Origin of the sequence: Dysosmobacter welbionis, from assembly GCF_005121165.3 — a bacterium.
GTDB lineage: Bacteria > Bacillota > Clostridia > Oscillospirales > Oscillospiraceae > Oscillibacter > Oscillibacter welbionis.
The window spans coordinates 2,778,724-2,805,031 of record NZ_CP034413.3 but is presented as its reverse complement, the minus strand read 5'-3'; the positions used below and the strand labels follow the sequence as shown (position 1 = coordinate 2,805,031).

Genomic DNA, 26,308 nt, shown 5'->3' with positions numbered 1-26,308 from the left:
ATGGAGAGTTATTCGGAGAGCTACCGGAAGTCCGGCGTGGACATCACCGCAGGCTACGCCGGTGTGAAGCTGATGGCCCCCCACGTGGCCCGGACCAGGATCCCCGGGGTAGTGTCCGGCATTGGAGGCTTTGGCGGGTTGTTCGCCCCGGACCTGACCGGCATACGTGAGCCGGTGCTGGTGTCCGGCACCGATGGGGTGGGCACCAAAATCCGCATCGCCCAGCTGCTGGACCGGCACGACACCGTGGGCGTGGACTGCGTGGCCATGTGCGTCAACGACATCATCTGCTGCGGGGCAAAGCCCCTGTTCTTTCTGGACTACATCGCCATCGGCAAGAATGTGCCGGAGAAGGTGGCCGCCATTGTCTCCGGCGTGGCAGAGGGCTGCGTCCAGGCGGGCTGCGCCCTCATCGGCGGCGAGACTGCCGAGCACCCCGGCATCATGGCGCCGGAGGAATACGACCTGGCGGGCTTTTCCGTGGGCATCGTGGACAAGGGCGATATCATCGACCCGGACCGGGTCCGCTCCGGGGACGTGGTGCTGGCCCTGCCCTCCTCCGGCCTCCACTCCAACGGATTCTCCCTGGTGCGGAAGGTCTTTCACGTGGAGCATGCCAATCTGACGGTCTACTGTGAAGATCTGGGGGAGAGCCTGGGCGAGGCCCTGCTGACCCCCACCCGCATCTATGTGAAGCCGGTGCTGGCCGCCATCGACGCGGCAGAGGTCCACGGCATCAGCCACATCACCGGCGGGGGCTTTTATGAGAACATCCCCCGGTGCCTGCCGGATGGGATGACGGTGAAAATTGAGAAGGCTGCCGTCCGGACGCCACCCATCTTCAAAATGCTCCGGGAGACCGGCCACATCCCGGAGCGGGACATGTTCAACACCTTCAACATGGGGGTCGGCATGGCGGTGATCGTCTCCCGGGACACGGCGGACCAGGCCCTCTCCGCCCTGGCCCAGCACGGCTGCCCCGGCTATGTGATAGGTGAGGTGATCTCCGGAGAGGAACGGGTGATCCTATGCTGAACAAGGCCCGTATCGCTGTGCTGGTCTCCGGCGGCGGCACCAACCTGGAGGCGCTGCTGAACGCTCAGGAAGCAGGCGCCCTGCCCCACGTGGAGATCGTGCTGGTCCTCTCCAGCAATCCCGAAGCCTACGCTCTGGAGCGGGCAAAACGCCGCGGCGTGCCTGCCATTCCCCTGTCCCGGAAGCAGCTGGGGCAGGAGCCGTTTGAGGCGGCGCTGATGGAGGCGCTGACGCAGTACCGGGTGGATCTGGTCGTGCTGGCCGGGTTCCTGTCCATCCTGTCCGCGGACTTCGTCCGTCGCTGGCCGGACCGGATCGTCAACGTCCATCCCTCCCTGATCCCCGCCTTCTGTGGGAAGGGGTATTACGGGCTGAAGGTCCATGAGGCAGCCCTCCGCCGTGGCGTCAGGGTCACCGGCGCTACCGTCCATCTGGTGAACGAGATCCCGGACGGGGGGCGCATCCTGCTGCAGAAAGCGGTGGACATTCTGCCCGGCGACACGCCGGAAACCTTGCAGCGCCGGGTCATGGAACAGGCGGAGTGGGTGCTGCTGCCCCAGGCCGCAGAACAGCTGGCCGCCCACATCGCCACGGAAAAGGAGGAGCATCTGTGAAACAGGATTTATGTGCCCTGCTGCGGGGCAATCCCTATCCCGGCCGTGGGATCGTGCTGGGCATGACGCCGGACGGCAAGTCGTCCGTGGCCGTCTATTTCATCATGGGCCGCAGCGCCAACAGCCGCAACCGCGTCTTCGCGGAGGAGCCGGACGGCATCCGTACCCAGGCGGCGGACCCCGCCAGGATGGAGGACCCCAGCCTCATCATCTACCACCCGGTACGGCAGATGGGCCGGGGACTCATCGTCACCAACGGGGACCAGACGGACACCATCCTGGAGTTTTTAAAGCAGGGCCTTCCCATGGAGCAGGCCCTCCGCACGCGGGAATTCGAGCCGGACGGTCCCAACTGGACCCCGCGGATTTCCGGGCTGCTGGGGCCCAACGGCAGTTACAAGCTGTCCATCCTGAAAGCCGCCGACGGGACCGGCAGACGCTGCCTGCGGCAGACCTTCGAGTATCCCGGCCAGCCGGGGACCGGCCACTTCCTCCACACCTACGCCGGAGACGGCGATCCCCTGCCCTCCTTTGCCGGAGAGCCGGAGCAGGTGGCCGTGGAAGGGGACATTGACAGCCTCGCCAGCGCCGTTTGGGACGCTCTGGACGAGGCCAACAGGATCTCCCTCTTCGTCCGCTTCACAGACCTGGAGACCCGGGACTTCCAGCAGCGCATCGTCAACAAGTATTCCGGAAAGGAGACCCAGGCATGAACGAACTGGAACTGAAATACGGCTGCAATCCCAACCAGAAGCCCGCCCGCATCTTCATGCGGGACGGGTCCGACCTGCCCCTCACGGTGCTGAACGGCAAGCCGGGATACATCAACTTTCTGGACGCGCTGAACGCCTGGCAGCTGGTGCGGGAACTGAAAGAAGCCACCGGCCTGCCCGCCGCCGCGTCCTTCAAGCACGTGTCCCCCGCCGGGGCCGCCGTGGGCAACCCCCTCAGGGATGTGGAGCGGCAGATGTACTTTGTGGAGGAGGGCGCAGACCTTTCCCCCATCGCCTGTGCCTACATCCGGGCCCGGGGTGCGGACCGGCTGTGCTCCTACGGGGACTGGGCGGCCCTCTCCGACGTGTGCGACGCCGCCACCGCCCGGTATCTGAAATATGAGGTGTCCGACGGCATCATCGCCCCCGGCTACACCGACGAAGCCCTGGAGATATTGAAAACCAAGAAGAAGGGCAATTACAACGTCGTGCAGATCGACCCGGACTACGTCCCCGCCCCCCAGGAGTACAAGGACGCGTTCGGCGTCACCTTCCAACAGGGGCGGAACAACTTTGAGATCAATGAGGCGCTCCTCACCAACCTTGTCACGGAGAACAAGGACCTGCCGGAAGCGGCCAAGCGGGACATGATCGTGGCCCTCATCACCCTGAAATACACCCAGTCCAACTCCGTCTGCTACGTGAAGGACGGACAGGCCATCGGCGTGGGAGCGGGCCAGCAGAGCCGCATCCACTGCACCCGCCTGGCGGGCACCAAGGCGGACACCTGGTGGCTCCGCCACCATCCCAAGGTGCTGGGCCTGCAATTCGTGGAGAACATTCGCCGCCCGGACCGGGATAACGCCATCGATGTATATCTCTCCGACGAGTATGAGGACGTGCTGGCGGAGGGCATCTGGCAGAAGACCTTCGCCGTGCGCCCCGATCCTCTGACGGCGGAGGAGAAAAAAACCTGGATCGCAGCCCTCACCGGCGTCACATGCGGCTCCGACGCCTTCTTCCCCTTCGGCGATAATGTGGAGCGGGCGAGAAAATCCGGCGTCCAGTACATCGTTGAGCCCGGCGGTTCCATCCGGGATGACCATGTCATTGAAACAGCCAACAAATACGGCATGGTGATAGCGTTTACAGGGATGCGGCTGTTCCACCACTGAGCGTCTTTGAAGAGAAGCGGGCCTGTCCGGCATCCTGCCGCCGGGTCTGCCGAGTCTGGGCCCGGATAGGGGCAATGAAGTTTCCTTTTCTGATTTGCGATGGCAAATCAACCGGGAAAGCCTGTCCGGTTTTCCCCGGTCTCTCTTCACACTGTTTTATACACGAAGCAAGGAGGACGATTCGATGGATCTTCTCGTAGTAGGCGGCGGCGGCCGGGAGCACGCCATCATCAAAAAACTGAAAGAAAATCCGGTGGTGGAGACGATTTACGCCCTGCCGGGCAACGGCGGCATCGCCGCTGACGCCGTTTGTGTGCCGCAGATCAGCGCCACAGACATCGGCGCTATTGTGGACTTCGCCGTCTCCCACGCCGTGGGGTTCGCGGTGGTGGCGCCGGACGATCCTCTGGCTCTGGGGTGTGTGGACGCCCTCCACGCCGCGGGCATCCCCTGCTTCGGGCCGGACGCCAGAGCCGCCCGGATCGAGTCCAGCAAGGTCTTTGCCAAGGACCTGATGAAAAAATATCACATCCCCACCGCCCGATATGAGGTGTTCGATACGCCCGCTGCGGCGCTCGCCTATTTGAAAACCGCCTCCTTCCCCATCGTCATCAAGGCGGACGGTCTGGCCCTGGGCAAGGGCGTGCTGATCTCCCGGTCCTATGAAGAGGCAGAGGATGCCGTCAGGACCATGATGGAGGACCGGGCCTTCGGGGACTCCGGCAGCCGGGTGGTGATCGAGGAGTTTTTGACTGGCCCGGAGGTCAGCGTCCTGGCTTTCACCGACGGCACCGCCATCGCCCCCATGGTGTCCTCCATGGACCACAAGCGGGTGGGGGACGGAGATACTGGCCCCAACACCGGCGGCATGGGCACCGTGGCTCCCAACCCCTGCTACACCGAGGACATCGCCCGAGTGTGCATGGACACCATCTTCCTGCCCACTCTGGCCGCCATGCGGGCGGAAAGCTGCCCCTTCAAGGGCTGCCTGTACTTCGGTTTGATGCTGACCCCGGACGGGCCCAAGGTCATCGAGTACAACTGCCGCTTCGGGGACCCGGAGACCCAGGTGGTGCTGCCCCTGCTGAAAACAGACCTGCTGACGGTCATGCAGGCGGTGGAAAGCGAGACCCTGGGATCGCTCACCGTGGAATGGCGGCACGCCTCCGCCGCCTGTGTGATCTTGGCCTCCGGCGGGTATCCAGGGCACTACGAAAAGGGTAAGCCCATCTCTCTGCCCGCGTCGGCACCGGGAAACGTGACCATCTACCACGCCGGGGACAGACTGGACGAGAATGGGCAGCTGGTCACCAGCGGCGGCCGGGTACTGGGCGTCACCGCCACCGGTCCCACTTTGCGGCAGGCTTTGCACGACGCCTACGCCGCCGCCAGGGCGGTGGACTTTGACGGCAAATACCTGCGCCATGACATCGGCCAGCGGGCTCTGGCGGCTCTGGCGGACTGAAACGCATATTTTGATGAGCGCCCAACCGGCGCCGGGAGGTCATACGATGGTAAGACGGATCTATGTGGAAAAGAAGCCGGGGCTCCGGCAGGAGGCCCGGGGCCTGCTGCACGAGCTGCAGACCGTGGTGGGCGTCTCCGCCTTGGAGGACCTGCGCCTGCTGAACCGCTATGACGTGGAGGGCCTGGACGAGGCCGCCTTCCGCCGGGCGGTGGGGACAGTGTTCTCTGAGCCTCAGGTGGACGATACTGCCGCAGCCCTGCCCGCCGGGGACTGCATCGCCTTCGGCGTGGAGCCCCTGCCGGGACAGTTCGACCAGCGGGCGGACTCCGCCGCCCAGTGTATTCAGCTGATGACTCAGGAGGAGCGGCCCACGGTCCGCACCGCCAGGATCTATCTGCTCTTCGGTCCCCTGACGGCGGCGGATGTGGACGCGGTGAAGCGGTATGTCCTCAACCCCGTGGAGTGCCGGGAGGCGTCTTTGGACCTGCCGGAGCGGCTGGCGGCAGAGACCGCCGTCCCGGCAGACGTGGAAACGGTCACGGGCTTCACTGCCCTGGACCGGGCGGGCCTGGATACCCTGCTGGCGCGGCTGGGTCTCGCCATGGACCTGGAGGACCTGTCGTTCCTCCAGGCATACTTCCGGGACTCGGAGCGCCGGGACCCCACCCTGACGGAGATCCGGGTGGTGGACACCTACTGGTCCGACCACTGCCGCCACACCACGTTCTCCACCCATCTGGACCACGTGGAGATCAACGATCCGGCGGTCCAGGCCGCCTATAACCGGTATCTGGCCGCCCGGGAGGAGGTCTATGGGACAGAGAAAGCTGCCCAGCGGCCACAGACCCTCATGGATATCGCCACCATCGGCGCCAAGGTGCTGAAGCGACGGGGGCTTCTGCCGGAAATTGACGAGAGTGAGGAGATCAACGCCTGCTCCATCCATGTCGCCGCCCAGGTGAACGACAAGCCCCAGGACTGGCTGCTGATGTTCAAGAACGAAACCCACAACCACCCCACGGAGATCGAGCCCTTCGGCGGCGCGGCCACCTGCATCGGCGGCTGCATCCGGGATCCCCTGTCCGGCCGGGCCTACGTCCACCAGGCCATGCGGCTCACCGGCTGCGGCGACCCCCGGACGCCGGTGGCGGAGACCCTGTCCGGCAAGCTGCCCCAGCGCAAGCTCGCCCAGACCGCCGCGGCGGGCTACTCCTCCTACGGCAACCAGATCGGCCTGGCCACAGGGCTGGTCAGCGAGGTATATCACCCCGGCTACATCGCCAAGCATTTGGAGTGCGGCGTGGTGGTGGCCGCCGCCCCGGCGGAGAATGTGGTCCGCGAACGGCCCCAGCCCGGGGACGTGGTGATCCTGCTGGGGGGGCGCACCGGCCGGGACGGCATCGGCGGCGCCACCGGCTCCTCCAAGAGCCACAACAGGCAGTCTCTCACCACCATGGCCAGCGAGGTCCAGAAGGGCAACGCCCCGGAGGAGCGGAAGATCCAGCGGCTGTTCCGGGATGGGAATGTCACCCGGCTCATCAAGCGGTGCAACGACTTCGGCGCAGGCGGCGTATCCGTGGCCGTGGGTGAGCTGGCGGACGGCCTGGATATCGATCTGGACGCAGTGCGGAAGAAGTACGACGGCCTGGACGGCACAGAGCTGGCCATCTCCGAGTCCCAGGAGCGAATGGCAGTGGTGGTGGCCCGGTCAAACGCAGACCGATTCATCGCCGCCGCGGAGGCGGAGAATCTGGAAGCGTACCCCGTGGCGGTGGTGACGGCGTCCCCCCGGATGGTGATGCGCTGGCGGGGCAGGACCATCGTGGACCTGAGCCGGGACTTCCTGAACACCAACGGCGCCGTGAAGCACGCCCGGGCGGCGGTTCCTGCCCCCATTCCCGCGTCCCCGGTCTCCCAGGATGCCGAAAACTCCTCCCTCCGCTCCATAGCCTCCAGTCTGGCGTCCGCCTCCCGCAGAGGGCTGGCGGAGCGGTTCGATTCCACCATCGGCTGTGGCAGCGTGTTGATGCCCTTCGGCGGCAGAAATCAGAGAACCCCCGCCCAGGTGATGGCCGCCCTTCTGCCGGTGCTGCCGGGGCAGGAGACGGACCAGGCCAGCGTTATGGCCTGGGGCTTCGACCCGGAGGCTATGGCGGCGGACCCCTACCGGGGGGCCTATAACGGTGTGGTCACCTCCCTTGCCAAGCTGGTGGCCGCCGGGGCAGACTATCGAAGGGCCTACCTCACCCTCCAGGAGTTCTTTGAAAAGCTCCGGGAGGACCCCGCACGCTGGGGCAAGCCCTTCGCCGCCCTGCTGGGGGCTCTGGACGCCCAGCTGGACTTCGGCGCGGCGGCCATCGGCGGCAAGGACTCCATGTCCGGCACCTTCAACGATCTGGACGTGCCCCCTACCCTCATCTCCTTTGCCATCGCCCCCATCCGGGCCGGGGAGGTGCTCTCCCCCGAGTTCAAGGAGGCGGGACATCCGGTGTACCTCTTTGCTCCCGCCAACGGCGGCGCCCAGAGCCAGAGGGAAGCCTGGGAGACCTTCCACCAGCTTTGCCGGGCGGGCAGGGTGTGCTCCGCCTGGGCGGTGGAGCACGGCATCGCCGAGGGGATTATGCAGATGTCCTTCGGTAACTCCATCGGCTTTCAGGCCGAGGGGCGTGAGATCGCCTGGGACCTGCCGTGCCCTGGCGCCATTGTGGCGGAGCTGACGGAGGACACAGACCTCCTCTGCGCCGTCAGGCTGGGCACCACCACGGCGGAGCCGGTCCTCACCACCGGCGCTGACAGCGTCTCCATCGACGAGCTGCTCTCCCTGAACGAGTCCGTGCTGGAGGATGTATACCCCAGCCGAGTCCCTGCCGATCCTGCGCTGGTGCCGGTACTGGAGGCCCCGGCCTTCTCCCGCGCCGCTCCCCGGACAGGCACGGCAAAGCCAAAGGTGCTGATTCCTGTGTTTCCCGGCACCAACTGCGAGTACGACAGCGCCCGGGCGGCGCTACGGGCTGGCCTGGAGCCGCAGATCCTGGTGCTGAATAATCAGACACCGGACCATGTGGCGGCATCCGCCGCCCGGTTTGCCCAGGCAGCCCGGAGCAGTCAGATCCTCTTCCTGCCCGGCGGCTTCTCCGGCGGCGACGAGCCCGACGGCTCCGGCAAGTTCATCACCGCCTTTCTCCGGTCCCCCCAGGCCGCAGACGCGGTGATGGACCTGCTGCAAAACCGGGATGGCCTCGTCCTGGGCATCTGCAACGGCTTCCAGGCCCTCATCAAGCTGGGGCTGGTCCCCTTCGGAGAAATCCGGGACACAGATGCCGCCTGCCCCACGCTGACTTACAATGTCATCGGCCGCCACCAGTCCCGGATCGTCCGGACCCGGGTGGCCTCCAACCGGTCCCCCTGGCTGACCAAGGTCCAGGTGGGGGACATCGTCAGCGTCCCCATCTCCCACGGGGAAGGGCGGTTCCTCTGCCCGCCGGATCTCTTGGCACAGTTGGCGGAAAACGGCCAGATCGCCACCCAGTACGTGGATCTGGACGGCCATCCCACCATGGATATCGACGGCAACCCCAACGGCTCCGTCTGGTCGGTAGAGGGCATCACCTCACCCGACGGCCGGGTCTTCGGCAAGATGGGGCACGCCGAGCGGGTGGGGCCCTGCCTGTACCGAAATATCCCGGGGAATTACGATCTTGGCCTGTTCGATGCCGCAAAGGACTATTTTTCTCTCTAACGGTTGACAGACCGGCCGGAACCGGGTATCATATCTGAAACATCCGCCGGGAGGTGCTTGAATATGGATTCAACCGTTGTGATCGAACCGGCCTATAATGCCCTCTCAGACGTTCGGGCCCTGTTTGAGGCGTACACCGCCATGCTGGTGACGCACGACCCAGCTTTTCAAATCTATCTGGACATCCAGCACTATGCGGACGAGCTGCGCGCCCCCGCCGCCAAGTACGCCCCGCCGGACGGACGGCTGTACCTGGCCCGGGTGGACGGGCGGGCGGCGGGCTGTATCGCCCTGCGGCGGCTGGACGGCGAGCGATGCGAAATGAAGCGCCTGTACGTCCAGCCGCAGTACCGGGGCCGGGGGCTTGCCCGGCAGCTGATCCGCCGGATCACAGAGGACGCGCGGCAGATCGGCTACCGCTGTATGCTGCTGGACACCCTGCCGGTTCTGGAGGATGCCGTCCGCCTCTACCGGCAGCTGGGATTTTACGAGATCCCCTGCTACAACGACAGTCCTGTGGAGTCCACACTGTTTTTCCAGCTGGACCTGTAAATCCAGCTTCCACTTGAAATCTGATGAAATGAGGTGGCCCTATGGCTTATTTTTTCTCCGAGCCCTCCCGTACCTTCAGTGAGTACCTGCTGGTGCCCGGCTACTCCTCCGCGGAGTGCATTCCCGCAAACGTCTCCCTCAAGACCCCGGTGGTGAAGTACCGGCGGGGGGAGGAGCCCGCTCTCACCATGAACGTGCCCATGGTCTCCGCCGTCATGCAGGCGGTATCCGGAGAGCAGATGGGCATCGCCCTGGCGAAGGAGGGCGGCATCGCCTTCATCTATGTCTCCCAGCCCATCGAGCAGCAGGCGGAGATGGTACGGAGGGTGAAGAACTACAAGGCGGGCTTTGTCATCAGCGACTCCAATCTCCGCCTGGGGGACACGCTGGCGGACGTGCTGGCCTTGAAGGAACGGACCGGCCACTCCACCATGGCGGTCACGGATGACGGCACCGGCACCGGAAAGCTGCTGGGCCTCGTCACCAGCCGGGACTACCGGGTGAGCCGCATGGACCCGGCCACCCCGGTCAGCGAATTCATGACCCCGGCGGAGAAAATCGTCTCCGCCCCGGAGGGCACCAGCCTGAAGGCCGCCAATGATATCATCTGGGACCACAAGCTCAACGCCCTGCCCATCGTCTCCGCCGGCGGGCATCTGGTGAGCTTCGTGTTCCGGAAGGACTACGACTCCCACAAGGGCAACCCCCTGGAGCTGCTGGACAGTCAGAAGCGGTATGTGGTGGGCGCCGGCATCAACTCCCGGGACTATGAGGAACGGGTGCCCGCCCTGGTGGAGGCCGGCGCGGACGTGCTGGTGATCGACTCCTCCGAGGGCTACTCCGAGTGGCAGAAGCGGACCCTGGCCTGGATTCGCTCCCGCTATGGCGACACCGTGAAGGTGGGCGCCGGCAACGTGGTGGATGGCGAGGGCTTCCGCTTCCTGGCGGATTGCGGTGCCGACTTCGTGAAGGTGGGCATCGGCGGCGGCTCCATCTGCATCACCCGGGAGACCAAAGGCATCGGCCGGGGCCAGGCCACGGCGGTCATCGATGTGGCGGCAGAGCGGGACCGGTATTTTGCCGAGACCGGCGTCTACGTGCCCATCTGTGCCGACGGCGGCATTGTCCAGGACTACCACATCACCCTGGCCCTGGCCATGGGCGCGGACTTCTGTATGCTGGGGCGGTATTTCTCCCGGTTCGACGAGTCCCCCACCAGCAAGGTGCTGATCGGCGGCAGCTATATGAAGGAGTACTGGGGCGAGGGCAGCGCCCGGGCCAGGAACTGGCAGCGGTACGACCTGGGCGGAGCGGCCAAGCTCTCCTTCGAGGAGGGCGTGGACTCCTACGTGCCCTATGCCGGCAAGCTGTCGGACGGCATGGCCACCACCCTTTCCAAGGTGCGGTCCACCATGTGCAACTGCGGCGCGCTGACCATCCCGGAACTGCGGGAGAAGGCCAAGTTGACCCTGGTGTCCTCCGTCTCCATTGTGGAGGGCGGAGCCCATGACGTGCTGCTGAAGGACACCACCAATTCGGGGAATCAGCGGAGCTGAGAGATTTTTCCTGCCAGAAAATACGAGGCGGCTGGACGGAAGGCCAGCCGCTTTTTTATGGGTCCCACATAGGGGGATTCAGCCGCGATGACGGCTTGTCCCAATGCACATTCCAAAAGAACGCCTTTTGTCGCGCTCCGGCACGTGCATGCAAAGTTGCTGTATGGGGGCGGCATGAGAGGGTGCCTGCGGGTTTACGATGGCATCCCGGCGGGCGCGGCGGAGTGCCGCAGAGACTTGGCAGTTGATTCCCGCGGCGAAGTGCCGACCAAAATCAGGGTGTAAGGACGCCTTCGATCTGCCTCTGTTTTTCTGTCTCGCGCTGCGGCGCTCTCAGTATTTGCGACACCAGTGTTCCGCTGGTTTCCCTCCTTCTGCGCGCTCCGCTTGCCCGCATCGGGCACGCCGCAACCGTAAGGCGGCACAGCCGTCAACGGATGCGCAGTCGCTGCGCGCTCCCCTGGCGGTCGTAGGGGCCGCCCTTTTTGGGAGGGAAATAACGGGACGTTTCCGCATCAGCCCTTCCTGCGCCCTTACGGGGATAAGGTCTTTAATAGTTCTTCTCCTGTGACCCCCAGCTGCGCTTCATCACTTGCAAACGGGATCCGCAGCAGTGCTTCTCCGTCTACTTTATAAATATATATGTAAATGCCGGAACCGATGTCCTGGGTATCGCCCAAAAATGAAAGGACCTCTTCTCGCGTCATGGTCGGTGTCAATTCCCTGACCTGTTCTGATGTCACCTGTGTTGGCCTTTGTATCGGTTCTCCGCTATCTGGCAGCAGGTTCAGAATTTCTTCCGTCAGCAGGCTGCTTTCTCCCGCATCCATCGTTTTCACGGCCTCTTTGATTTCCGTGCGGGAGTAGTCGCTCAGATCTTCAACGGGGATCCCGAGGGAACGCAGATAATCCACTGCCGCATGATACTGAATGGTATCCATGGCGAATACGGTCAGCGGCGCCGCAAGCAGCAGGCATAAACAGGCCGCGATCACTTTCCACTTAAACCGCCTCCGCTTCTCGGCTTTGGGATTTGCTCCGGCCTCTTTCACATAGTTCTCATTGATGTCACCGAGGACTTCGCAAAATTCCTCTCTTTTCACAGGTCAAAGCCCCTTTCCTGAAGATAGTTGTGTAATTTCAGCCGGAGGCGATTCAGTGTTACGGATACATGGTTCTCCGTCATTCCAAACCGGGACGCGATCTTGGAAACCGGATCGAAATACCAGTACCGGCAGACAAAAATGCGCCTCTTATCCGCTGGAAGCCTCTCCAAAAAAGTGTCGATCGCCCTTACAAGTTCCCTGCGGTCCACTGCCCGCTCCACGTTGTCCGTGTCGGATACGAGCTCCGCAATTTCATCCAGCACAGCCGGGGCCTCTCCGCCGCCTCGTTTCTCCGCGATATGATGCTTGTATCGGTTCAGGGACAAGTTTCTCGTGAGCTTCCCCAGGAATGCGGACAGAACCCTGGGCCTGTGGGGCGGCATAGAGGTCCATGCACACAGATAGGTATCATTGACGCATTCTTCGGCGTCTTCCCGATTGCCCAGGATGTTCCAGGCGATCGAGTTACAGTAGTTTCCATATTTGCCGGATGTGGCGGGGATGGCCCGCTCATCTCGATCCCAGTATAACTGGACGATTGTTGTGTCATCCATCGGCTTTCACCTCGCTTCTTATTTACCCCTTCACTGATATACACAAGGTTTGCGATCAAATCTTACAGCTTGTTTCGGTCCCTTTTATCATATCATACGACCGCCGCGGCTGATGGGAAAAGGGACGCTTTGTCTCCCGGCCTTGCCATCCCGCGCCCGCTGTGGTATGCTGATAGCGCAAAGATAAAAACACGTCCCGGTTGGTAGTCCGGGAGCGGCCCATGTGCCGTCAGTAACCTGCCTCCTTGGTTGTCCGTTCTTTGTGCGAGACCTTTAAAGGAGGACACACGCATGGGCACAAGCAGGCTCACCATCCTGTTCGACGATCCCTTCTGGATCGGCCTGTACGAGCGGGAGGATGACACGGAGTACTCCGTCTGCCGGATCGTCTTCGGCGCGGAGCCCCGGGACCAGGAGGTCTACGCCTATCTTCTGGAACACTGGCGGACGCTGCGATTCAGCCCGCCCCGGCCAGGGACAGAGCATCTGCCCCCTCCCAAAAGCCCCAAGCGGCGCCAGCGGGAGGCCCGGCGGATGACCCAGGCCGCAGGGATCGGCACCAAGGCCCAGCAGGCCCTGAAGCTCCAACAGGAGCAGGGGAAGCAGGCCCGTCTCGCCCGCACCCGCCAACAGCGGGAGGCGGAGGAAGCGCGGAAGTTCCAGCTGCGGCAGGCGCGTCGAAAGGAAAAGCACAGAGGTCACTGACCTCTGTGCTTTTTTCGGGAACCGTTTTCATACGGGGGTTGCGAAGGCGGCAAACTCTGTTATAATAGCGGTGTTGAAAAATCGCCGCTCCGCTGGATACCGGGGCGAACTGGAAGGAGAACTGCGGGTATGAAGATCATCGACGCCCACCTGCACCTGTTTTCGGAAGATTCTGCCGAGGAGATGGCCCGGCAGGTGGGCCATCACAACAACGTAGACCATCTGCGGGAGGTCTATGGAGAACTGCACATTGCCCACGGCGTGGTGATGGGAAATCACAGTCTGGAGCTCCGGCGGCACGACTACCCCACAGACCTGTTCCACTACTGCGTGGGCCTGGACAGCAGCCTGCTGGAGGACGGGAGCCGGGTGATCCCGGACCTGGCGGACCGGGTGGAGGCGCACCTGCGGCGGGACAACTGCTGCGGCGTGAAGCTGTACCCCGGGTACAACAAGATCGCTCTGTCGGACCCCATGTACCAGCCCATCTACCGCCTGGCAGCCCGTTACGGTAAGCCGGTGGCCGTTCACATGGGGCTGACCGCCTTCTCCCGGGCCCATCTGAAATACTGCCACCCCCTGGCCCTGGATGAGGTGGCGGCAGACCATCCGGATACCCAGTTCGTCATGTGCCACTTCGGCAACCCCTTTCTGGAGGCCGCGGCGGCAGTGGTGGAGAAAAATCCCAATGTGGCCGCCGACCTGTCCGGCCTTCTGGAGGGGCGGGTGGACCTGGACGCCTATTTCCGGGAGCAGGCGGGCTACGTGTTCCTGCTGCGCACCTGGCTGACGGCCATCCAGTGCTGGGACAAGGTGATGTTCGGGACCGACTGGCCCATTGTCAACCTGGGAGAATATATCGGCTTTATCCGCCGGCTGGTGCCGGAGACACACTGGGAGCCGGTGTTCTTTGACAACGCCAACCGCATCTACGGCCTGGGGCTGTGAGACGGCAGCAAAAGAGGAGGCGCCGAAGGGCGCCTCCTCTTTTCTGATTTACGGATCGGATGCTCACTGATTCAGGATCTCCATGAACTCGTCACCGGTAATCGTCTCCTTTTCGTACAGATACCGGGCCAGCTCGTCCAGCTTCTCCCGGTTCTCCGAGAGGATTCGGTTGGCCTTTTCGTGCTGGCGCTTCACCAGCTCCACCACCTGCCGGTCGATCTCCGCCGCAGTCTCGGCGGAGCAGGCCAGGGAGGCGTCGCCCCCCAAGTACTGATTTTGCACTGTCTCCAGGGCCACCATGTCAAAGTCAGGGCTCATGCCGTACCGGGTAATCATGGCCCGGGCCAGCTTGGTGGCCTGCTCGATGTCATTGGAGGCGCCGGTGGAGGCGGAGTGGAAGACCAGCTCTTCCGCCGCCCGGCCGCCGGTAAGCGTGGCGATCTTGTTCTCCAGCTCCTCCTGGCTCATCAGGTAGTGGTTGCCCTCCTCCACCTGCATGGTGTAGCCCAGGGCGCCGGAGGTCCGGGGCACGATGGTGATCTTCTGTACAGGGGCGGAATTGGTCTGCTTGGCCGCGACCAAAGCGTGGCCGATCTCGTGGTAGGCCACCACCTTCTTCTCCTGGTCTGTCAGGATGGCGTTCTTCTTCTGGTAGCCTGCGATGACCACCTCGATGCTCTCTTCCAGATCTGCCTGGGCAGCAAAGCGGCGGCCGTCCCGGACAGCCCGCAGCGCCGCCTCGTTGACGATGTTGGCCAGCTCTGCGCCGCTGGCGCCGGATGCCATTCGGGCCACCTTGCCCCAATCCACGTCCTCCGCCACCTTGATCTTCTTGGCGTGGACCTTCAGAATATCCTCCCGGCCCTGTAGGTCCGGCAGCTCCACCGGCACCCGCCGGTCAAACCGGCCGGGCCGGGTCAGGGCGGGGTCCAGGGACTCCGGCCGGTTGGTGGCCGCCAGGATGATGACGCCGGTATTGCCCTCAAAGCCGTCCATCTCGGTCAGCAGCTGGTTCAGGGTCTGCTCCCGCTCGTCGTTTCCGCCATAGGCGCCGGAATTCCGCTTCTGGCCGATGGCGTCGATCTCGTCGATGAACACGATGCAGGGGGCCTTCTCCTTGGCCTGCTTGAACAGGTCCCGCACCTTGCTGGCGCCCATGCCCACGAACATTTCCACGAAGTCGGAGCCGGAGATGGAGAAGAAGGGCACGTTGGCCTCGCCTGCCACGGCCTTGGCCAGCATGGTCTTGCCGGTGCCGGGAGGGCCTACCAGCAGGATGCCCTTGGGCATGGTGGCGCCGATCTCCTGATACTTCTTTGGGTCGTGGAGGTACTCCACGATCTCCTTGAGATTGTCCTTGGCCTCGTCCTCTCCGGCCACGTCGGAGAATTTGATGCCCTCAGAGGACTTGACATACACCTTGGCGTTGGACTTGCCGAAGGCCATGGCGTTGGGGCCGCCCATGTTCTTCATCATGCGCCGGGAGAGATACTGCCCCAGGGCAACAAAGATGACGATGGGCAGGATCCAGGTCAGCAGAAAGCTGAGGATGGGATCCGTCTGCTGGATGACTTGGCCGGAGAACTCCGCGCCGGAGTCCTTCAGCATCTGTTTCAGGTCCGGATCCGGGATCATGCCGGTGGAGTAGACGGCGGTCTCATCCTTGTTGGTAAAGACGATCTGGTTCTCCTGCTCCTGGATCTCCACTTGGCCCAGATCCTGGTTTTCCGCCATGTCCATGAAGGTGCCGTAATCCACCTCCTGGATCTGCTGGCGGGCCATCCAGGGCATGGCCAGGAAGTTGAACAGCAGCAGAATCAGCATGGCCACGCAGTAGTAAAAAATCAAGGGCCGTTTCGGGGGTCTGACTTCTTTCATACGGGATGTTCCTTTCCTTGTTGTTCCTCACAGTTCATCTGTTGGTCCATGGCGGCCAGGGCCGCCAGCAGGGCGCTGCGCACGCCCTGGGCCGCGAAGTCGATGGCGTACTCCGCGAAAAGGGCCGCTGCCTCCGCCCGCTCCTCCTGCGGGTCCTCTTCCCCGTGCATCAGGCGGGGCAGCCTGTCCCGCAGCAGCTCCTCCATCCGTTTGGAGTAGTCCCGCTGGACGCCCGCCAGCTCCGCCACTGCCGGGGAGCGGCAGCCCTCCGCGCTCTGCTCCAGCAGCAGGGCGTTTTCCCGATAGTCATCCAGCACGTCCGCCAGCAGGTGCCGGATCTTCTCGTGGTCCGCCCCCTGGCACAGCTCCAGGCGGCTTCTCAGCAGGCCGTACTGATGCTCCAGCTCGCAGAGCTTCACGGCAAACATTCCATCTCTCAATTCCATGCGCGCACTCCTTTCCGGTCACTGCGCTGTCTCCGCTCTCATGCTGTGGTTATACCACGTCCGCTCCGTGCGCGCCACTGGCAGAGGAGGCTGTCTGTCCTGACAAAAATGCCCGCGTGTCAAGCTCTTTGACACGCGGGCACATCTGTCAGGTTTCCGGAGGGCGGACCATCTCGCCGGACAGCAGGCGGAACAGCTGATCCGCCAGCTCCTGCCGGTCCAGATCCCGCTGGCGGCAGTTCTCCAGCAGCAGTCCGGTCATCCCATAGGCATAGAAATCCAGGGCAATCTTCCAGTCCCCGGCCCGGAGGGCGGGCGTTCCCCGCCGCTCCCGCAGGCTGTCCGCCAGGTATGTACGGGTGGCGTCCACCATGATCCGCTCTATGGCCTCCCGCCGCTGGGAGTTCAGCAGCCGCTGAACCAGGGGCTGGGATTCTACGGCAAAATCCACGAAGACGCCCAGGGCCTCCTGGGGGGTGGCGGCGTTCAGGCTCTCGCGCACCAGTCGCTGGACTCCCTGCTGAGCCGCCCACTCCACCACATCCACAATGTCCTTGAAGTGGTAGTAAAACGTCTGACGGGAGATCCCACAGACCTCCACCAGGTCCTTCACGGTGATCTTGTCTGCATCCTTCCGGCGAATGAGCTCCAGCAGTGCATCCGCCACAGCGGCCTTCACATCCAGCGGCACGGTCTTTCCTCCCTTTCAGATCCTGTGTTTTATCATACCGGAAATCCGCCGCCTTTGGCAAGTCCTCTCGCTACAAAATTTCACCAGTAGACAGGAACGGGCTTCCTGTTCCCCTACGGGGATTTTCCTCTTGATTTTTACGGTAGCATTCCATATACTAGGTTATATTGATATGGTGTGACGGAATGGGCACACCATATCATCCGATCCGGCGGACAGGTCTGCCGGCCCTGCATGAGAGAAAGGTTTGGAGATGTGACCATGACACCCCAAAAAATCGCCCTGCTCACGGATTCCTGCGCGGACCTCTCCCCTCAACTGGCGGCGGAAAACCAGGTCTTTGTCGTGCCCCTGCGGATCCTGTGCAAAGACGGAGAGTACCGGGACGGCGTAGACATCCACGCCGCCGACATCTATGCCCGGCTGCGGTCCGGAGAGCTGCCTCAGACCTCCCTGCCCGCCGCTCAGGACATTTCGGACGCCTTTGACGCCATCGCCGCGGCGGGGTATGACGGGGTCATCGCCCTGATGCTCTCCGGCGGCCTATCCGGCACCTACAACATGGTGCGGCTGCTGGCGGAGGAGCGGAGGGACCTGACCATTCGGGTGTATGACTCCGTCAGCGGGTCTCTGGGCACCGGTATGATGATCCTCCAGCTGGCAGAGGAGCTGCGGCAGGGGATGGACTGGCAGACGCTGACAGAGCGCCGGGTGCCTTGGTTGATCCAGAACACCTTCCCCTTTTTCTCCGTGGACACGCTGGAATATCTACAGAAAGGCGGCCGCATCGGCAAGGTGACGGCCATGGCGGGCACCATGCTCCAGATCAAGCCCCTCATCACCTTCGCCGCCGACGGGCAGCTCCAGTCCATTGCCAAGGTCCGGGGCCGGAACCTGGTGATCCGCAAGCTCATCGAGCTGGTGACGCAGTCCCACAACGGCGCGGCGCGGTACAATCTGGCGGTGGCCAACGGCGGCGCTCCGGCGGAGATGGAGATTCTGCAGGGCAAGCTCACCACCGCCCTGCCAAACTACGACCACATCTGGAGCGGCGAGCTGGATGGTACGTTGAGCGTCTACATCGGCGACGGCGTGCTGGGAGCCGCGGTACAGAGACTGGAATAGAGCGTGAAGATAAAGGATCGGAAACAAAAGGACCTGGCGGCCCAATGGCCCCGGGTCTTCTCAAAATATATCATATCTCTTTTATAGTTCTATGCTCAAGAAAAGAGGCAGTCCTGCGGCAAAAGCCGCAGGACTGCTTTTTTAAGGCGTGGCACATCCCATTGTCCCGCCGGATTCGGTCGTGCAGAGCTTTCGGAGACAGTGCTCCGGCAGGACTGAGGCCAGGGCCCCCGCCACGGCGGCGGTCTCTTCCCGGTCCAGGTCCAGGCCCAGGGCCGGCAGCCGCCGCTCCAGGTCCCGGAGGCCCGCTTGCAGCTGATGGGCCAGGGCCGCCCCCGTCTCCGTCAGGGTGATCTTGCCGTAGCGTTCCTTGGTCACCAGGTCCTTTTCCGCCAGGACAGCCAGCATCCGGGTGACGGAGGGGCGGGACACCTGGAGGACCCGGGCCACCTGGGTGGAGCTGACCGCCGCCTTTCCCTGGGACAGCTCGCCAATGGCCAACAGATACCGCAGATGCGCTTGGCTCAGTTCCATGAAATGGAACGCCTCCTTCCGCCCGGTGGGGCCGGGCTTCCGCTCGTCAGGAATGACGGGTATTTCCGCAGTGGCATCCGCCGCAGGCCCCGCAGTCGCCGCCGCAGGAGCAGCCGCCCTTTCCGTGACGCCGGTTGTAGATGCCCTTGCCTACGATGGCCGCAAAGACCACCAGGACGATGAGGGCCGCGATGATAGTGGGTGCGTTCATTGGCTGCTTCCTTTCTTATTTCAGGGCGGCGCGGCGTCCGGCGGCATCCACCGAGCGGATGGTCAGCCGCTCGTCCTCGTACTTGTTCTTACGGAACAGCAGGTACACAATGCCCACAACCAGGACCACGGCCACCACAGTGCCGATGCCGAAGGAGACCTCGCCGGTGATGAGGCCGCCGATCTGATAGACAATCAGGGAGACCACATAGGCGAACACGCACATATAGCCGATGGCAAAGGCGGTCCACTTGGCGTTGTTCATCTCCCGCTTGATGGCGCCCATGGCCGCGAAACAGGGGGCGCACAGCAGGTTGAAGATCATAAAGGAGTAGGCGGAAATGGCGGTGTAGTCCTGTGCCACCAGAGCCCAAATCTCGTCGCCGTTCTCACTGAGCTCCCCAGCGAAGTTGTACAGCACGCCGAAGGTGGCCACTACGTTCTCCTTGGCGATCAGGCCCGTGACCACGGCCACAGTGGCCCGCCAGTTGCCGAAGCCCAGGGGCACGAAAATGAAGGCCACGGCACTGCCGATAGCGGCCAAGACGGAGTTATTCATGTCCTCCACCAGGCCGAAGGCGCCGTTCTCCCAACCGAAGCCCTGGAGGAACCACAGGATGATAGAGGAGGCCAGGATCACCGTGCCGGCCCGCTTGATGAAGGACCAGCCCCGCTCCCAGGTGGCCCGCAGTACGTTGCCCACGGAGGGGATGTGGTAAGCAGGCAGCTCCATGACGAAGGGCGCCGGGTCGCCGGCGAACATCTTGGTCTTTTTCAGGATGATACCGGAGATGACGATGGCCGCCACACCGATGAAGTAAGCGGATGCGGCCACCAGGCCGGAGCCACCGAACAGGGCGCCGGCGATCAGGCCGATGATGGGCATCTTAGCGCCGCAGGGGATGAAGCAGGTGGTCATGACCGTCATGCGGCGGTCCCGCTCGTTCTCAATGGTCCGAGAGGCCATGACGCCGGGGACACCGCAGCCGGTGCCCACCAGCATGGGGATGAAGCTCTTGCCGGAGAGGCCGAACTTCCGGAAGATCCGGTCCATGATGAAGGCGATTCGCGCCATGTAGCCGATGTCCTCCAGAATGGCCAGCATCAGGAACAGTACCAGCATCTGGGGCACGAAGCCCAGCACCGCGCCGACACCGGCCAGGGCGCCGTCGCAGATCAGGCCCACGACCACTTCGTTGACGCCCCAGCCCTCCAGGGCGGCACGGGGGATCTCCACCAGCCAGGCAGTGCCCAGCACATCGTTGGTCCAGTCCGTCAGGAAGGTGCCGAAGGGACCCATGGCGATCCAATACACCGCGAACATCACCACGGCGAAGATGGGCAGGGCCAGGATCCGGTTGGTGACGATCTGGTCGATCTTGTCGGAGGTGGAGAGGCGATGTTTCTCGCCCTTCTTCTTGACGGCCTTCGTCACCAGATCGTTGATGTACGCATACCGCTGGTTGGTGATGATGCTCTCCGCGTCGTCATCCAGCTCCTTCTCGCAGTCCACGATGTGGTCCTCCAGGTGGGCCCGGAGGTCTGTGCTCAGGTTCAGGTCCGCCAGGACCTTCTCGTCCCGCTCAAAGACCTTCACCGCGTACCAGCGGAGATATCGGTCGTCCACCATACCCTGGATGGACTCCTCGATGTGGGCGATGGCGTGCTCCACGCTGCCCGTGAACACGTGGGGCAGTTCAGCGGCGCGCTTCTGCTGGGCCATCTTGGCAGCCAGCTCCGCAGCCTCCACGCCGCCCTCGCCCTTCAGGGCGCTGATCTCCACCACCTGGCAGCCCAGGGCGTCACTCAGCTTCCTGGCGTCGATCTGGTCGCCGTTTCTGCGGACCAGGTCCATCATGTTCACCGCCACCACCACGGGCAGGCCCAGTTCGATCAGCTGGGTGGTCAGGTACAGGTTCCGCTCGATATTGGTGCCGTCCACGATGTTCAAAATGGCGTCGGGCTTCTCCTTCACCAGATAGTTCCGGGCCACCACTTCCTCCAGTGTATAGGGGGACAGGGAGTAAATGCCGGGCAGGTCCTGGATGACGATATCCTTGCGTCCCTTCAGCCGGCCCTCCTTCTTTTCCACTGTGACGCCGGGCCAGTTGCCCACGTACTGGTTGGAGCCGGTCAAGTCGTTGAACAGCGTAGTCTTGCCGCAGTTCGGATTGCCGGCCAGTGCGATCTTCATGTCCATCGTTCTCTCCTTCCAAAGTGTTAGTTTAGGCTAACTTTCATCCTGAAAAACAGCGGCAACAGCCGCCATTGATATTTCCACCGTCCCCGCATCATCCGGGAAAGGGGGGCCAGGGGAAACCTCCGGCTTCCCCGGTTCTTTCGCCAGTGGCGAAAGAACAAAATGAAATCATTTTCGGCAGGGCGTGTACCTGCCGAAAATCCCCCGACCCGTGCGTCCCTGGGGCGCACACACCAGTGGCCACCGTCACTGGTGTGGGGGAATAGTGGAGGCAGACCGCAGGTCTGCCGGAGCGTAAAGGGGGACGCAGTCCCCTCTTTAAGAGACCTCGATCTTCTCCGCGTCGGCCTTCCGCACACTGAGCTCATAGCCCCGCACATTCAGCTCCATCGGATCGCCCAGAGGCGCAACCTTGCGGACGTGGATCTCCACGCCCTTGGTAATGCCCATATCCATGATCCGGCGCTTGGTAGCGCCCTCTCCGTGGAGTTTGACCACTGTGGCGGTCTCCCCCACCTTGACATCTTTCAGGCTCTTCATATTCTTCCTCCTACTCTGCTCTCAAATCATGATCCGGTTCGCCATGGTCTTGTCCAATGCCACCCGGCTGTCCTTCACCTGCAGGATCAGATTGCCGGCCAGCTGGCTGACCACCGTGACATCACTGTTCACCACGAATCCCAGCTCCGCCAGATGCTGCCGGACCTCATCCCTGCCGGTGATCTTGCGGATCGTAACAGTCTCTCCCGGCCGGGCCATTGTCAGAGGCATCATAAAACCTCCCTCCTCTGCAAGACACTTCTTCCACTTGGATCTGTTCTGTGGTTAGCTTTTGCTAACCTTCTTTCGGTTTTGTAGTTTATCATGGCTAACCATGGCTGTCAAGCCCTTTTTCGGAAAAATTTGAAAGCCGTGAAAAAGGAGTCGGCCCCCGCGCGGCAGGCACACCGCGCGAGGGCCATGTTGAGGGGAAAAAAGGAGATAAGTATCAAAGAAAGATCTTTGATGAGCAAATGTTACCAGGCCGCCAGCTTGCGGCCCAACTCCCGGCAGGCCTCTCGGGCCTCTTCATTGGGAGAATCATTGGCGATCAGGCCCGCTTCGTCATACAGGTTGGCGCCCGCCGCCTCGCAGCGGCTGCACCACTCCCGCATCCATTGGCCGTCGCCCCAGCCGTAGGAGCCGAACAGGGCGATCTTCTTTCCGCCCAGAGAGTCCTCCAATCCGGCGAACATGGGTTCCACTTCGTCCTCCTCCAGCTGCTCGGCGCCCATGGCGGGGCAGCCGAAGGCCACGACACCAAATTCAGAAAACCGGGCGGCAGAGAACTCCCCAGGGGGCAGCATGGCGACCTCCGCACCGGACTCCCTGGCGCCGTCTGCGATGCAGTTGGCCATGGTCTCCGTGTTGCCGGTACCGCTCCAGTATACGATGGCTAATTTGTTCATAGCATTGCTTCCTTTCCAGCTTGTGTTGGAGCTCACGCTGCGATCAGCTGCGTGATGGCCGTGCCCTTCCGGAACTGCTCACAGCAGGCGGCAGTGCAGCGGCGGTATTGATCGAAACGCTTTTGTGCCGCCTCCGGGTCGCCGTAGGCCTTCCAGTATCCGCAGCAGGTGTAGTTCCTGCCCCGGTTCCGGATGAAGCCCACCACATCCTCCAGGGGGTAGCCCAGAAAGACGCCGATCTCATGGGGGAATTCCCGCTCCAGGCACAGCCGCCTGGAAAGCTGCCTCAGCAGCTCCTGACAGCTCTGATCCGCCCCATACCCCTGCCCCGCCAGAAAGGCGCGGGTGGATGGCTCCGAGAGGATCGACCGAAGCCATCCGGCCCGGTACAGGTAGATCAGACAAGCACCCGTCTGCGGACAGTATTTCAGGACCCGGATGGTGATGCCGTAAGGGGCCAGCTCTTTGGCCCAGCGGGCCGCGGCCTCCCGGGGCTGCCGCTTGTCAGCGCCCTGATACCGGAACAGGCTGGCCGGCTTCACACCCGCCAGCGTGGTGGCACATTGTTCCACCAGCACCGCTTCAAAGCTCCGTTCCATGACTGCCCTCCGTTCCTGCCGCCGAAGTTAGTTTTAGCAAACCCCGGCGTTGAAAGTATGGGCCGCTCCCGGCCCGCGCCGTTAGTTAGTTTTAACTAACCACAGGTAGAATATACCATAGCCGCTCTGCTCTGTCAAGCCCCTTTTTCAATTTTTCCGCATCCGGGAAAGCGCGCCGGGGATCCACGCAAAAAATTTGCAAAATCTGCCGCCGTCCTCTATACTGAACCAAAAGACCTCTCCGGAAAGGAAATGCCTATGAAAATTCTGGTACTCTCGGATTCCCATGGCGCCGTCAGTCCCATGGAGCAGGCCGTGGAGCAGACCTCCCCGGACCTGATTCTGCATCTGGGGGACTGCTGGCGGGACGGGGAACGGCTCCACGACAGGTTTCCCTCCATCCCCCTGGAACAGGTTCCGGGCAACTGTGACTTCCGTCCCACAGAGCCGGCGGAACGGCTGCTGGAGCTGCGGGGCAAGCGTATTCTCCTGTGCCACGGCCACACCTACGGCGTGAAGCAGTCCCTGGTGACCGCGGGGTTTGCCGCGGAGGAACAACAGCTGGACCTCTTCCTCTTCGGCCACACCCACAGACCTCTGGTGGACCGGCGGGGCCGGACACTGTTCCTGAATCCCGGCAGCATCGGTGCCCCCACCCGCCCCTCCTATGGCGTAGTGACCATCCAGGACGGACAGTTGGACGGCCGGACATGGTGGCTCGCGTGAACACCCCTTGTCAAACCGGCGGTTTTCCTGTATAATGATCGTACTCAGTTGGACATGGGAGGAGAACCCTGCATGGATATCGCCTCAATCGCCCTCCATTTTCTGTGCGCGGCTGTCGCCGGTTTTCTTATCATGAGCATCTTCGGCGTTCAGGCCCTGGTGGCGCTTTGCTCCTCCATCTCCCTGGCCAGACGCCGGAAGCACCAGGTCCCGGCCTTTGATCTGGCGCTGGCACTCCGCCGGATCGCCTGGCGCACGGTGATCGGCTTTCTGGGCGTGGCCGTGATTTCCGCGCTGATGATCTGGCTCACCGCCGCCCCCGGCACCTTTGGATATCTCTTCGGTATGATTTTGTCCTTTCTGAAGAATCTGAATCGGATGACGCCCAACGACCGGAAGAATCAGCGCCGGTTTGAGAAGATGTTCGCGGACTGCTACCCGTACGAGGACGAGCTAGACGGGGACGATGATTTTTGATTGGGAGAAACAACGCCCCGGAGCATTGCTCCGAGGCGTTTTCTTAATGTCCGCAGGTATCGCAATGTCCTTCGCAAGCCCGCAGTTCCTCTCCGTAGGGGATGCTGTTCCGGTCGTAGTAATCCCGGATAGCAGCCCGCACCGCCTCTTCCGCAAGGACAGAGCAGTGGAGCTTATGGGCCGGAAGGCCGTCCAGAGCCTCCACCACTGCCCGGTTGGTGAGCTGCAGGGCCTCGGAAACAGGCTTGCCCTTGATCATCTCCGTAGCCATAGAGCTGGTGGCGATGGCACTGCCGCAGCCGAAGGTGTTGAACTTTACATCGGTAATCACTTGGGTCTCCGGGTCCACCTGGATATACATCCGCATGATATCCCCGCACTTGGCGTTGCCCACCTCGCCCACGCCGTCGGCGTCGGGCAGCTTCCCCACGTTCCGGGGATGCTGGAAGTGGTCCATCACTTTATCACTATATAAGGCCATAGTCATTGTCTCCTTTCAGATCAGATGCGGCCGCAGGCCGGTCTCCAGCTCGTCCCACACAGGGGACATGCCCCGCAGATAGGACACGATCCCCGGCAGGACCTCCAGGATATAGTCGATCTCCTCCGGCCGGTTCTCATGGCTCAGGCTCAGCCGGAGGGAGCCGTGAGCCACCTCGTGGGGCCGCCCCAGGGCCAGCAGCACATGGCTGGGGTCCAGGGAGCCGGAGGTACAGGCGCTGCCGGAGGAGGCGGCGATGCCCTTTTCATCCAGCAGCAACAGCAGGGACTCCCCTTCGATCCCCTCGAAGCACACGTTCACATTCCCCGGCAGCCGCCGGGCCGAATCGCCGTTCAGCGCGGTGTGGGGGATGGCGGTAAGGCCGGCGATCAGCCTGTCCCGCAGAGGCGTGAGGTAGGCGGCGTTCTGTTCTATGGTGGCACAGGCCTCGTCAAAGGCGGCCGCAGCGCCGCAGATGCCGGGGATGTCCTCCGTGCCGCCCCGCTTCCCCCGCTCCTGGGCACCGCCATGGATCAGCGTAGCCAGAGGAATACTGCGCCGGGCGTACAGCACTCCCACGCCCTTGGGCCCATGGAACTTATGGGCGGAGAGGGACAGCAGGTCCACCTGCATCGCCTCCACATCGATGGGCAGGTGGCCTGCCGCCTGGACCGCGTCCGTGTGAAACAGGACCCCCGCCTGGCGGCAGACGGCGCCGATCTCAGCAATGGGCTGGATGGTGCCGATCTCGTTGTTGGCAAACATGACGCTCACCAGACAAGTGTCCGGCCGGATGGCATCCCGGACCTGCTCCGCCGTCACCACGCCGTCCGGCGGAATGTCCAGCAGGGTTACTTCAAAGCCCTCCCGCTCCAGGGCCTGGAGGGTATGGAGCACGGCATGGTGCTCGAATTTCGTTGAGACGATATGACGTTTGCCCCGCTTCTCCCCCAAGGCCGCCGCGGTACGGAGGGCCTGGTTGTCCGCCTCGCTGCCGCCGGAGGTGAAGGTGATCTCCCGGGGATCCGCATGCAGGTTCCGTGCAAAGATCGCCCGGGCGGCCGCCAGCTTCTCCGCCGCCCGCTGTCCCGGCGTATGAAGGCTGGAAGGATTGCCGTAGATCTCCTGAAAGCAGGGCGTCATGGCCGCCAGCGCCGTGTCGCTCACCCGAGTGGTGGCCGCGTTGTCCGCGTAAATCTTCATCTGGTTCACTCCTTTTCCCAGTTAATTACTATGGTATAGTTATCTCACAAAAAATCCTATTTGTCAAGTAGGAATTCAGGGAAAATATACACGGCGGGTTTCCCCGCCGTGTATGTGGATGCAGT

Annotated in this window: 27 protein-coding genes; 13 read left to right on the top strand and 14 right to left on the bottom strand. The window is 62.9% G+C overall.

Annotated elements, in window-relative coordinates:
• The 8 genes from purM (at window position 1) to EIO64_RS14615 (ending at window position 10,852) form a co-directional block, all read left to right on the top strand.
• Window positions 1-1,035 carry a phosphoribosylformylglycinamidine cyclo-ligase gene (gene purM / locus EIO64_RS14650; RefSeq protein WP_119310680.1) on the top strand — a complete coding sequence of 345 codons (1,035 nt, stop codon included), beginning with the start codon at window positions 1-3 and terminating at the stop codon, window positions 1,033-1,035.
• Window positions 1,029-1,649: a phosphoribosylglycinamide formyltransferase gene (purN, locus tag EIO64_RS14645; RefSeq protein ID WP_119310679.1), complete on the top strand. Its 621-nt coding sequence runs from the start codon at window positions 1,029-1,031 to the stop codon at window positions 1,647-1,649. The genes purM and purN overlap by 7 nt, the downstream gene beginning before the upstream one ends.
• Complete coding sequence (locus tag EIO64_RS14640; RefSeq protein WP_025544891.1) at window positions 1,646-2,362, top strand: IMP cyclohydrolase; 717 nt, start codon at window positions 1,646-1,648, stop codon at window positions 2,360-2,362. Before purN ends, EIO64_RS14640 begins: the two co-directional genes overlap by 4 nt.
• Complete coding sequence (locus EIO64_RS14635) at window positions 2,359-3,537, top strand: phosphoribosylaminoimidazolecarboxamide formyltransferase (protein ID WP_136891537.1); 1,179 nt, start codon at window positions 2,359-2,361, stop codon at window positions 3,535-3,537. Before EIO64_RS14640 ends, EIO64_RS14635 begins: the two co-directional genes overlap by 4 nt.
• A gap of 184 nt (window positions 3,538-3,721) precedes the next feature.
• Window positions 3,722-5,002: a phosphoribosylamine--glycine ligase gene (gene purD, locus EIO64_RS14630; RefSeq protein WP_025544890.1), complete on the top strand. Its 1,281-nt coding sequence runs from the start codon at window positions 3,722-3,724 to the stop codon at window positions 5,000-5,002.
• Window positions 5,003-5,048: 46 nt separating this feature from the next.
• Window positions 5,049-8,744 (top strand): phosphoribosylformylglycinamidine synthase, encoded by a 3,696-nt coding sequence (locus EIO64_RS14625; RefSeq protein ID WP_136891536.1) that lies wholly within the window; start codon window positions 5,049-5,051, stop codon window positions 8,742-8,744.
• A gap of 63 nt (window positions 8,745-8,807) precedes the next feature.
• On the top strand, window positions 8,808-9,296 hold the full coding sequence (locus EIO64_RS14620; RefSeq protein ID WP_021749356.1) for a GNAT family N-acetyltransferase: 489 nt from the start codon (window positions 8,808-8,810) through the stop codon (window positions 9,294-9,296).
• A gap of 41 nt (window positions 9,297-9,337) precedes the next feature.
• On the top strand, window positions 9,338-10,852 hold the full coding sequence (locus tag EIO64_RS14615; protein WP_021749357.1) for an IMP dehydrogenase: 1,515 nt from the start codon (window positions 9,338-9,340) through the stop codon (window positions 10,850-10,852).
• Between the two features lie 533 nt (window positions 10,853-11,385).
• Here EIO64_RS14615 and EIO64_RS14610 read toward each other — a convergent pair.
• Both EIO64_RS14610 and EIO64_RS14605 read right to left on the bottom strand, forming a co-directional pair.
• Complete coding sequence (locus EIO64_RS14610) at window positions 11,386-11,955, bottom strand: hypothetical protein (protein ID WP_021749358.1); 570 nt, start codon at window positions 11,953-11,955, stop codon at window positions 11,386-11,388.
• Window positions 11,952-12,512, bottom strand: a complete 561-nt coding sequence (locus tag EIO64_RS14605) for an RNA polymerase sigma factor (RefSeq protein WP_025543485.1) — start codon at window positions 12,510-12,512, stop codon at window positions 11,952-11,954. The genes EIO64_RS14610 and EIO64_RS14605 overlap by 4 nt, the downstream gene beginning before the upstream one ends.
• Window positions 12,513-12,803: 291 nt before the next feature.
• Here EIO64_RS14605 and EIO64_RS14600 point away from each other — a divergent pair, with 291 nt between their 5' ends.
• Together EIO64_RS14600 and EIO64_RS14595 are read left to right on the top strand one after the other, a co-directional pair.
• A complete protein-coding gene (locus EIO64_RS14600) occupies window positions 12,804-13,217 on the top strand; it encodes a YjdF family protein (protein WP_025543487.1) in 414 nt (137 codons plus the stop codon).
• Between the two features lie 129 nt (window positions 13,218-13,346).
• Window positions 13,347-14,165, top strand: coding sequence for an amidohydrolase family protein (locus EIO64_RS14595; RefSeq protein ID WP_021749362.1), 819 nt, complete (start codon window positions 13,347-13,349; stop codon window positions 14,163-14,165).
• Between the two features lie 63 nt (window positions 14,166-14,228).
• Here the strand turns inward: EIO64_RS14595 and ftsH are convergent, their stop codons facing one another.
• The 3 genes from ftsH to EIO64_RS14580 all read right to left on the bottom strand — a co-directional run bounded on the left by ftsH (window position 14,229) and on the right by EIO64_RS14580 (window position 17,180).
• The gene (gene ftsH / locus EIO64_RS14590) at window positions 14,229-16,043 is read right to left on the bottom strand and encodes an ATP-dependent zinc metalloprotease FtsH (RefSeq protein ID WP_021751877.1); all 1,815 of its coding nucleotides are present in this window, start codon (window positions 16,041-16,043) and stop codon (window positions 14,229-14,231) included.
• Entirely contained in the window at window positions 16,040-16,489 is a 450-nt protein-coding gene (locus tag EIO64_RS14585) for a hypothetical protein (RefSeq protein WP_136891535.1), read from the bottom strand. The genes ftsH and EIO64_RS14585 overlap by 4 nt, the downstream gene beginning before the upstream one ends.
• 148 nt (window positions 16,490-16,637) lie before the next feature.
• Window positions 16,638-17,180 (bottom strand): TetR family transcriptional regulator, encoded by a 543-nt coding sequence (locus EIO64_RS14580; RefSeq protein WP_021749366.1) that lies wholly within the window; start codon window positions 17,178-17,180, stop codon window positions 16,638-16,640.
• Between the two features lie 261 nt (window positions 17,181-17,441).
• On the opposite strand from EIO64_RS14580, the gene EIO64_RS14575 reads away from it, so the two are divergent.
• Entirely contained in the window at window positions 17,442-18,305 is an 864-nt protein-coding gene (locus EIO64_RS14575) for a DegV family protein (protein WP_036630382.1), read from the top strand.
• Window positions 18,306-18,446: 141 nt separating this feature from the next.
• Here the strand turns inward: EIO64_RS14575 and EIO64_RS14570 are convergent, their stop codons facing one another.
• From EIO64_RS14570 to EIO64_RS14540, 7 genes are all read right to left on the bottom strand, one after another.
• A complete protein-coding gene (locus EIO64_RS14570; RefSeq protein WP_021749369.1) occupies window positions 18,447-18,839 on the bottom strand; it encodes a metal-dependent transcriptional regulator in 393 nt (130 codons plus the stop codon).
• 46 nt (window positions 18,840-18,885) lie between these two features.
• Complete coding sequence (locus EIO64_RS14565; RefSeq protein WP_021749370.1) at window positions 18,886-19,050, bottom strand: FeoB-associated Cys-rich membrane protein; 165 nt, start codon at window positions 19,048-19,050, stop codon at window positions 18,886-18,888.
• 15 nt (window positions 19,051-19,065) lie between these two features.
• Window positions 19,066-21,249 (bottom strand): ferrous iron transport protein B, encoded by a 2,184-nt coding sequence (gene feoB / locus EIO64_RS14560; protein WP_136891534.1) that lies wholly within the window; start codon window positions 21,247-21,249, stop codon window positions 19,066-19,068.
• A gap of 318 nt (window positions 21,250-21,567) precedes the next feature.
• Window positions 21,568-21,789 (bottom strand): FeoA family protein, encoded by a 222-nt coding sequence (locus EIO64_RS14555; protein WP_021749373.1) that lies wholly within the window; start codon window positions 21,787-21,789, stop codon window positions 21,568-21,570.
• Between the two features lie 21 nt (window positions 21,790-21,810).
• Window positions 21,811-22,023, bottom strand: coding sequence for a FeoA family protein (locus EIO64_RS14550; RefSeq protein WP_025543494.1), 213 nt, complete (start codon window positions 22,021-22,023; stop codon window positions 21,811-21,813).
• Between the two features lie 242 nt (window positions 22,024-22,265).
• On the bottom strand, window positions 22,266-22,697 hold the full coding sequence (locus EIO64_RS14545; protein WP_119310673.1) for a flavodoxin: 432 nt from the start codon (window positions 22,695-22,697) through the stop codon (window positions 22,266-22,268).
• A 32-nt stretch (window positions 22,698-22,729) separates the two neighbouring features.
• Window positions 22,730-23,296 (bottom strand): DUF3793 family protein, encoded by a 567-nt coding sequence (locus tag EIO64_RS14540; protein WP_021749377.1) that lies wholly within the window; start codon window positions 23,294-23,296, stop codon window positions 22,730-22,732.
• 258 nt (window positions 23,297-23,554) lie between these two features.
• Here EIO64_RS14540 and EIO64_RS14535 point away from each other — a divergent pair, with 258 nt between their 5' ends.
• Both EIO64_RS14535 and EIO64_RS14530 read left to right on the top strand, forming a co-directional pair.
• Window positions 23,555-24,022, top strand: coding sequence for a metallophosphoesterase family protein (locus EIO64_RS14535; RefSeq protein WP_025543495.1), 468 nt, complete (start codon window positions 23,555-23,557; stop codon window positions 24,020-24,022).
• 72 nt (window positions 24,023-24,094) lie between these two features.
• On the top strand, window positions 24,095-24,499 hold the full coding sequence (locus EIO64_RS14530) for a hypothetical protein (RefSeq protein WP_021749380.1): 405 nt from the start codon (window positions 24,095-24,097) through the stop codon (window positions 24,497-24,499).
• Between the two features lie 43 nt (window positions 24,500-24,542).
• Here the strand turns inward: EIO64_RS14530 and nifU are convergent, their stop codons facing one another.
• The gene (gene nifU / locus EIO64_RS14525; protein ID WP_025543496.1) at window positions 24,543-24,980 is read right to left on the bottom strand and encodes a Fe-S cluster assembly scaffold protein NifU; all 438 of its coding nucleotides are present in this window, start codon (window positions 24,978-24,980) and stop codon (window positions 24,543-24,545) included.
• Window positions 24,981-24,995: 15 nt separating this feature from the next.
• Window positions 24,996-26,183: a cysteine desulfurase family protein gene (locus EIO64_RS14520; RefSeq protein WP_119310672.1), complete on the bottom strand. Its 1,188-nt coding sequence runs from the start codon at window positions 26,181-26,183 to the stop codon at window positions 24,996-24,998.
• Window positions 26,184-26,308: the final 125 nt, after the last annotated feature.

Excerpts from the sequence above, each read along its gene's own strand:
- purM (WP_119310680.1), top strand. The coding sequence starts at position 1 with ATGGAGAGTTATTCGGAGAGCTACCGGAAGTCCGGCGTGGACATCACC.
- purN (WP_119310679.1), top strand. The coding sequence starts at position 1,029 with ATGCTGAACAAGGCCCGTATCGCTGTGCTGGTCTCCGGCGGCGGCACC.
- EIO64_RS14635 (WP_136891537.1), top strand. The coding sequence starts at position 2,359 with ATGAACGAACTGGAACTGAAATACGGCTGCAATCCCAACCAGAAGCCC.
- purD (WP_025544890.1), top strand. The coding sequence starts at position 3,722 with ATGGATCTTCTCGTAGTAGGCGGCGGCGGCCGGGAGCACGCCATCATC.
- EIO64_RS14625 (WP_136891536.1), top strand. The coding sequence starts at position 5,049 with ATGGTAAGACGGATCTATGTGGAAAAGAAGCCGGGGCTCCGGCAGGAG.
- EIO64_RS14620 (WP_021749356.1), top strand. The coding sequence starts at position 8,808 with ATGGATTCAACCGTTGTGATCGAACCGGCCTATAATGCCCTCTCAGAC.
- EIO64_RS14615 (WP_021749357.1), top strand. The coding sequence starts at position 9,338 with ATGGCTTATTTTTTCTCCGAGCCCTCCCGTACCTTCAGTGAGTACCTG.
- EIO64_RS14605 (WP_025543485.1), bottom strand. The coding sequence starts at position 12,512 with ATGGATGACACAACAATCGTCCAGTTATACTGGGATCGAGATGAGCGG.
- EIO64_RS14600 (WP_025543487.1), top strand. The coding sequence starts at position 12,804 with ATGGGCACAAGCAGGCTCACCATCCTGTTCGACGATCCCTTCTGGATC.
- EIO64_RS14595 (WP_021749362.1), top strand. The coding sequence starts at position 13,347 with ATGAAGATCATCGACGCCCACCTGCACCTGTTTTCGGAAGATTCTGCC.
- ftsH (WP_021751877.1), bottom strand. The coding sequence starts at position 16,043 with ATGAAAGAAGTCAGACCCCCGAAACGGCCCTTGATTTTTTACTACTGC.
- EIO64_RS14585 (WP_136891535.1), bottom strand. The coding sequence starts at position 16,489 with ATGGAATTGAGAGATGGAATGTTTGCCGTGAAGCTCTGCGAGCTGGAG.
- EIO64_RS14575 (WP_036630382.1), top strand. The coding sequence starts at position 17,442 with ATGACACCCCAAAAAATCGCCCTGCTCACGGATTCCTGCGCGGACCTC.
- EIO64_RS14570 (WP_021749369.1), bottom strand. The coding sequence starts at position 18,839 with ATGGAACTGAGCCAAGCGCATCTGCGGTATCTGTTGGCCATTGGCGAG.
- EIO64_RS14565 (WP_021749370.1), bottom strand. The coding sequence starts at position 19,050 with ATGAACGCACCCACTATCATCGCGGCCCTCATCGTCCTGGTGGTCTTT.
- feoB (WP_136891534.1), bottom strand. The coding sequence starts at position 21,249 with ATGGACATGAAGATCGCACTGGCCGGCAATCCGAACTGCGGCAAGACT.
- EIO64_RS14555 (WP_021749373.1), bottom strand. The coding sequence starts at position 21,789 with ATGAAGAGCCTGAAAGATGTCAAGGTGGGGGAGACCGCCACAGTGGTC.
- EIO64_RS14550 (WP_025543494.1), bottom strand. The coding sequence starts at position 22,023 with ATGATGCCTCTGACAATGGCCCGGCCGGGAGAGACTGTTACGATCCGC.
- EIO64_RS14545 (WP_119310673.1), bottom strand. The coding sequence starts at position 22,697 with ATGAACAAATTAGCCATCGTATACTGGAGCGGTACCGGCAACACGGAG.
- EIO64_RS14540 (WP_021749377.1), bottom strand. The coding sequence starts at position 23,296 with ATGGAACGGAGCTTTGAAGCGGTGCTGGTGGAACAATGTGCCACCACG.
- EIO64_RS14535 (WP_025543495.1), top strand. The coding sequence starts at position 23,555 with ATGAAAATTCTGGTACTCTCGGATTCCCATGGCGCCGTCAGTCCCATG.
- EIO64_RS14530 (WP_021749380.1), top strand. The coding sequence starts at position 24,095 with ATGGATATCGCCTCAATCGCCCTCCATTTTCTGTGCGCGGCTGTCGCC.
- nifU (WP_025543496.1), bottom strand. The coding sequence starts at position 24,980 with ATGGCCTTATATAGTGATAAAGTGATGGACCACTTCCAGCATCCCCGG.
- EIO64_RS14520 (WP_119310672.1), bottom strand. The coding sequence starts at position 26,183 with ATGAAGATTTACGCGGACAACGCGGCCACCACTCGGGTGAGCGACACG.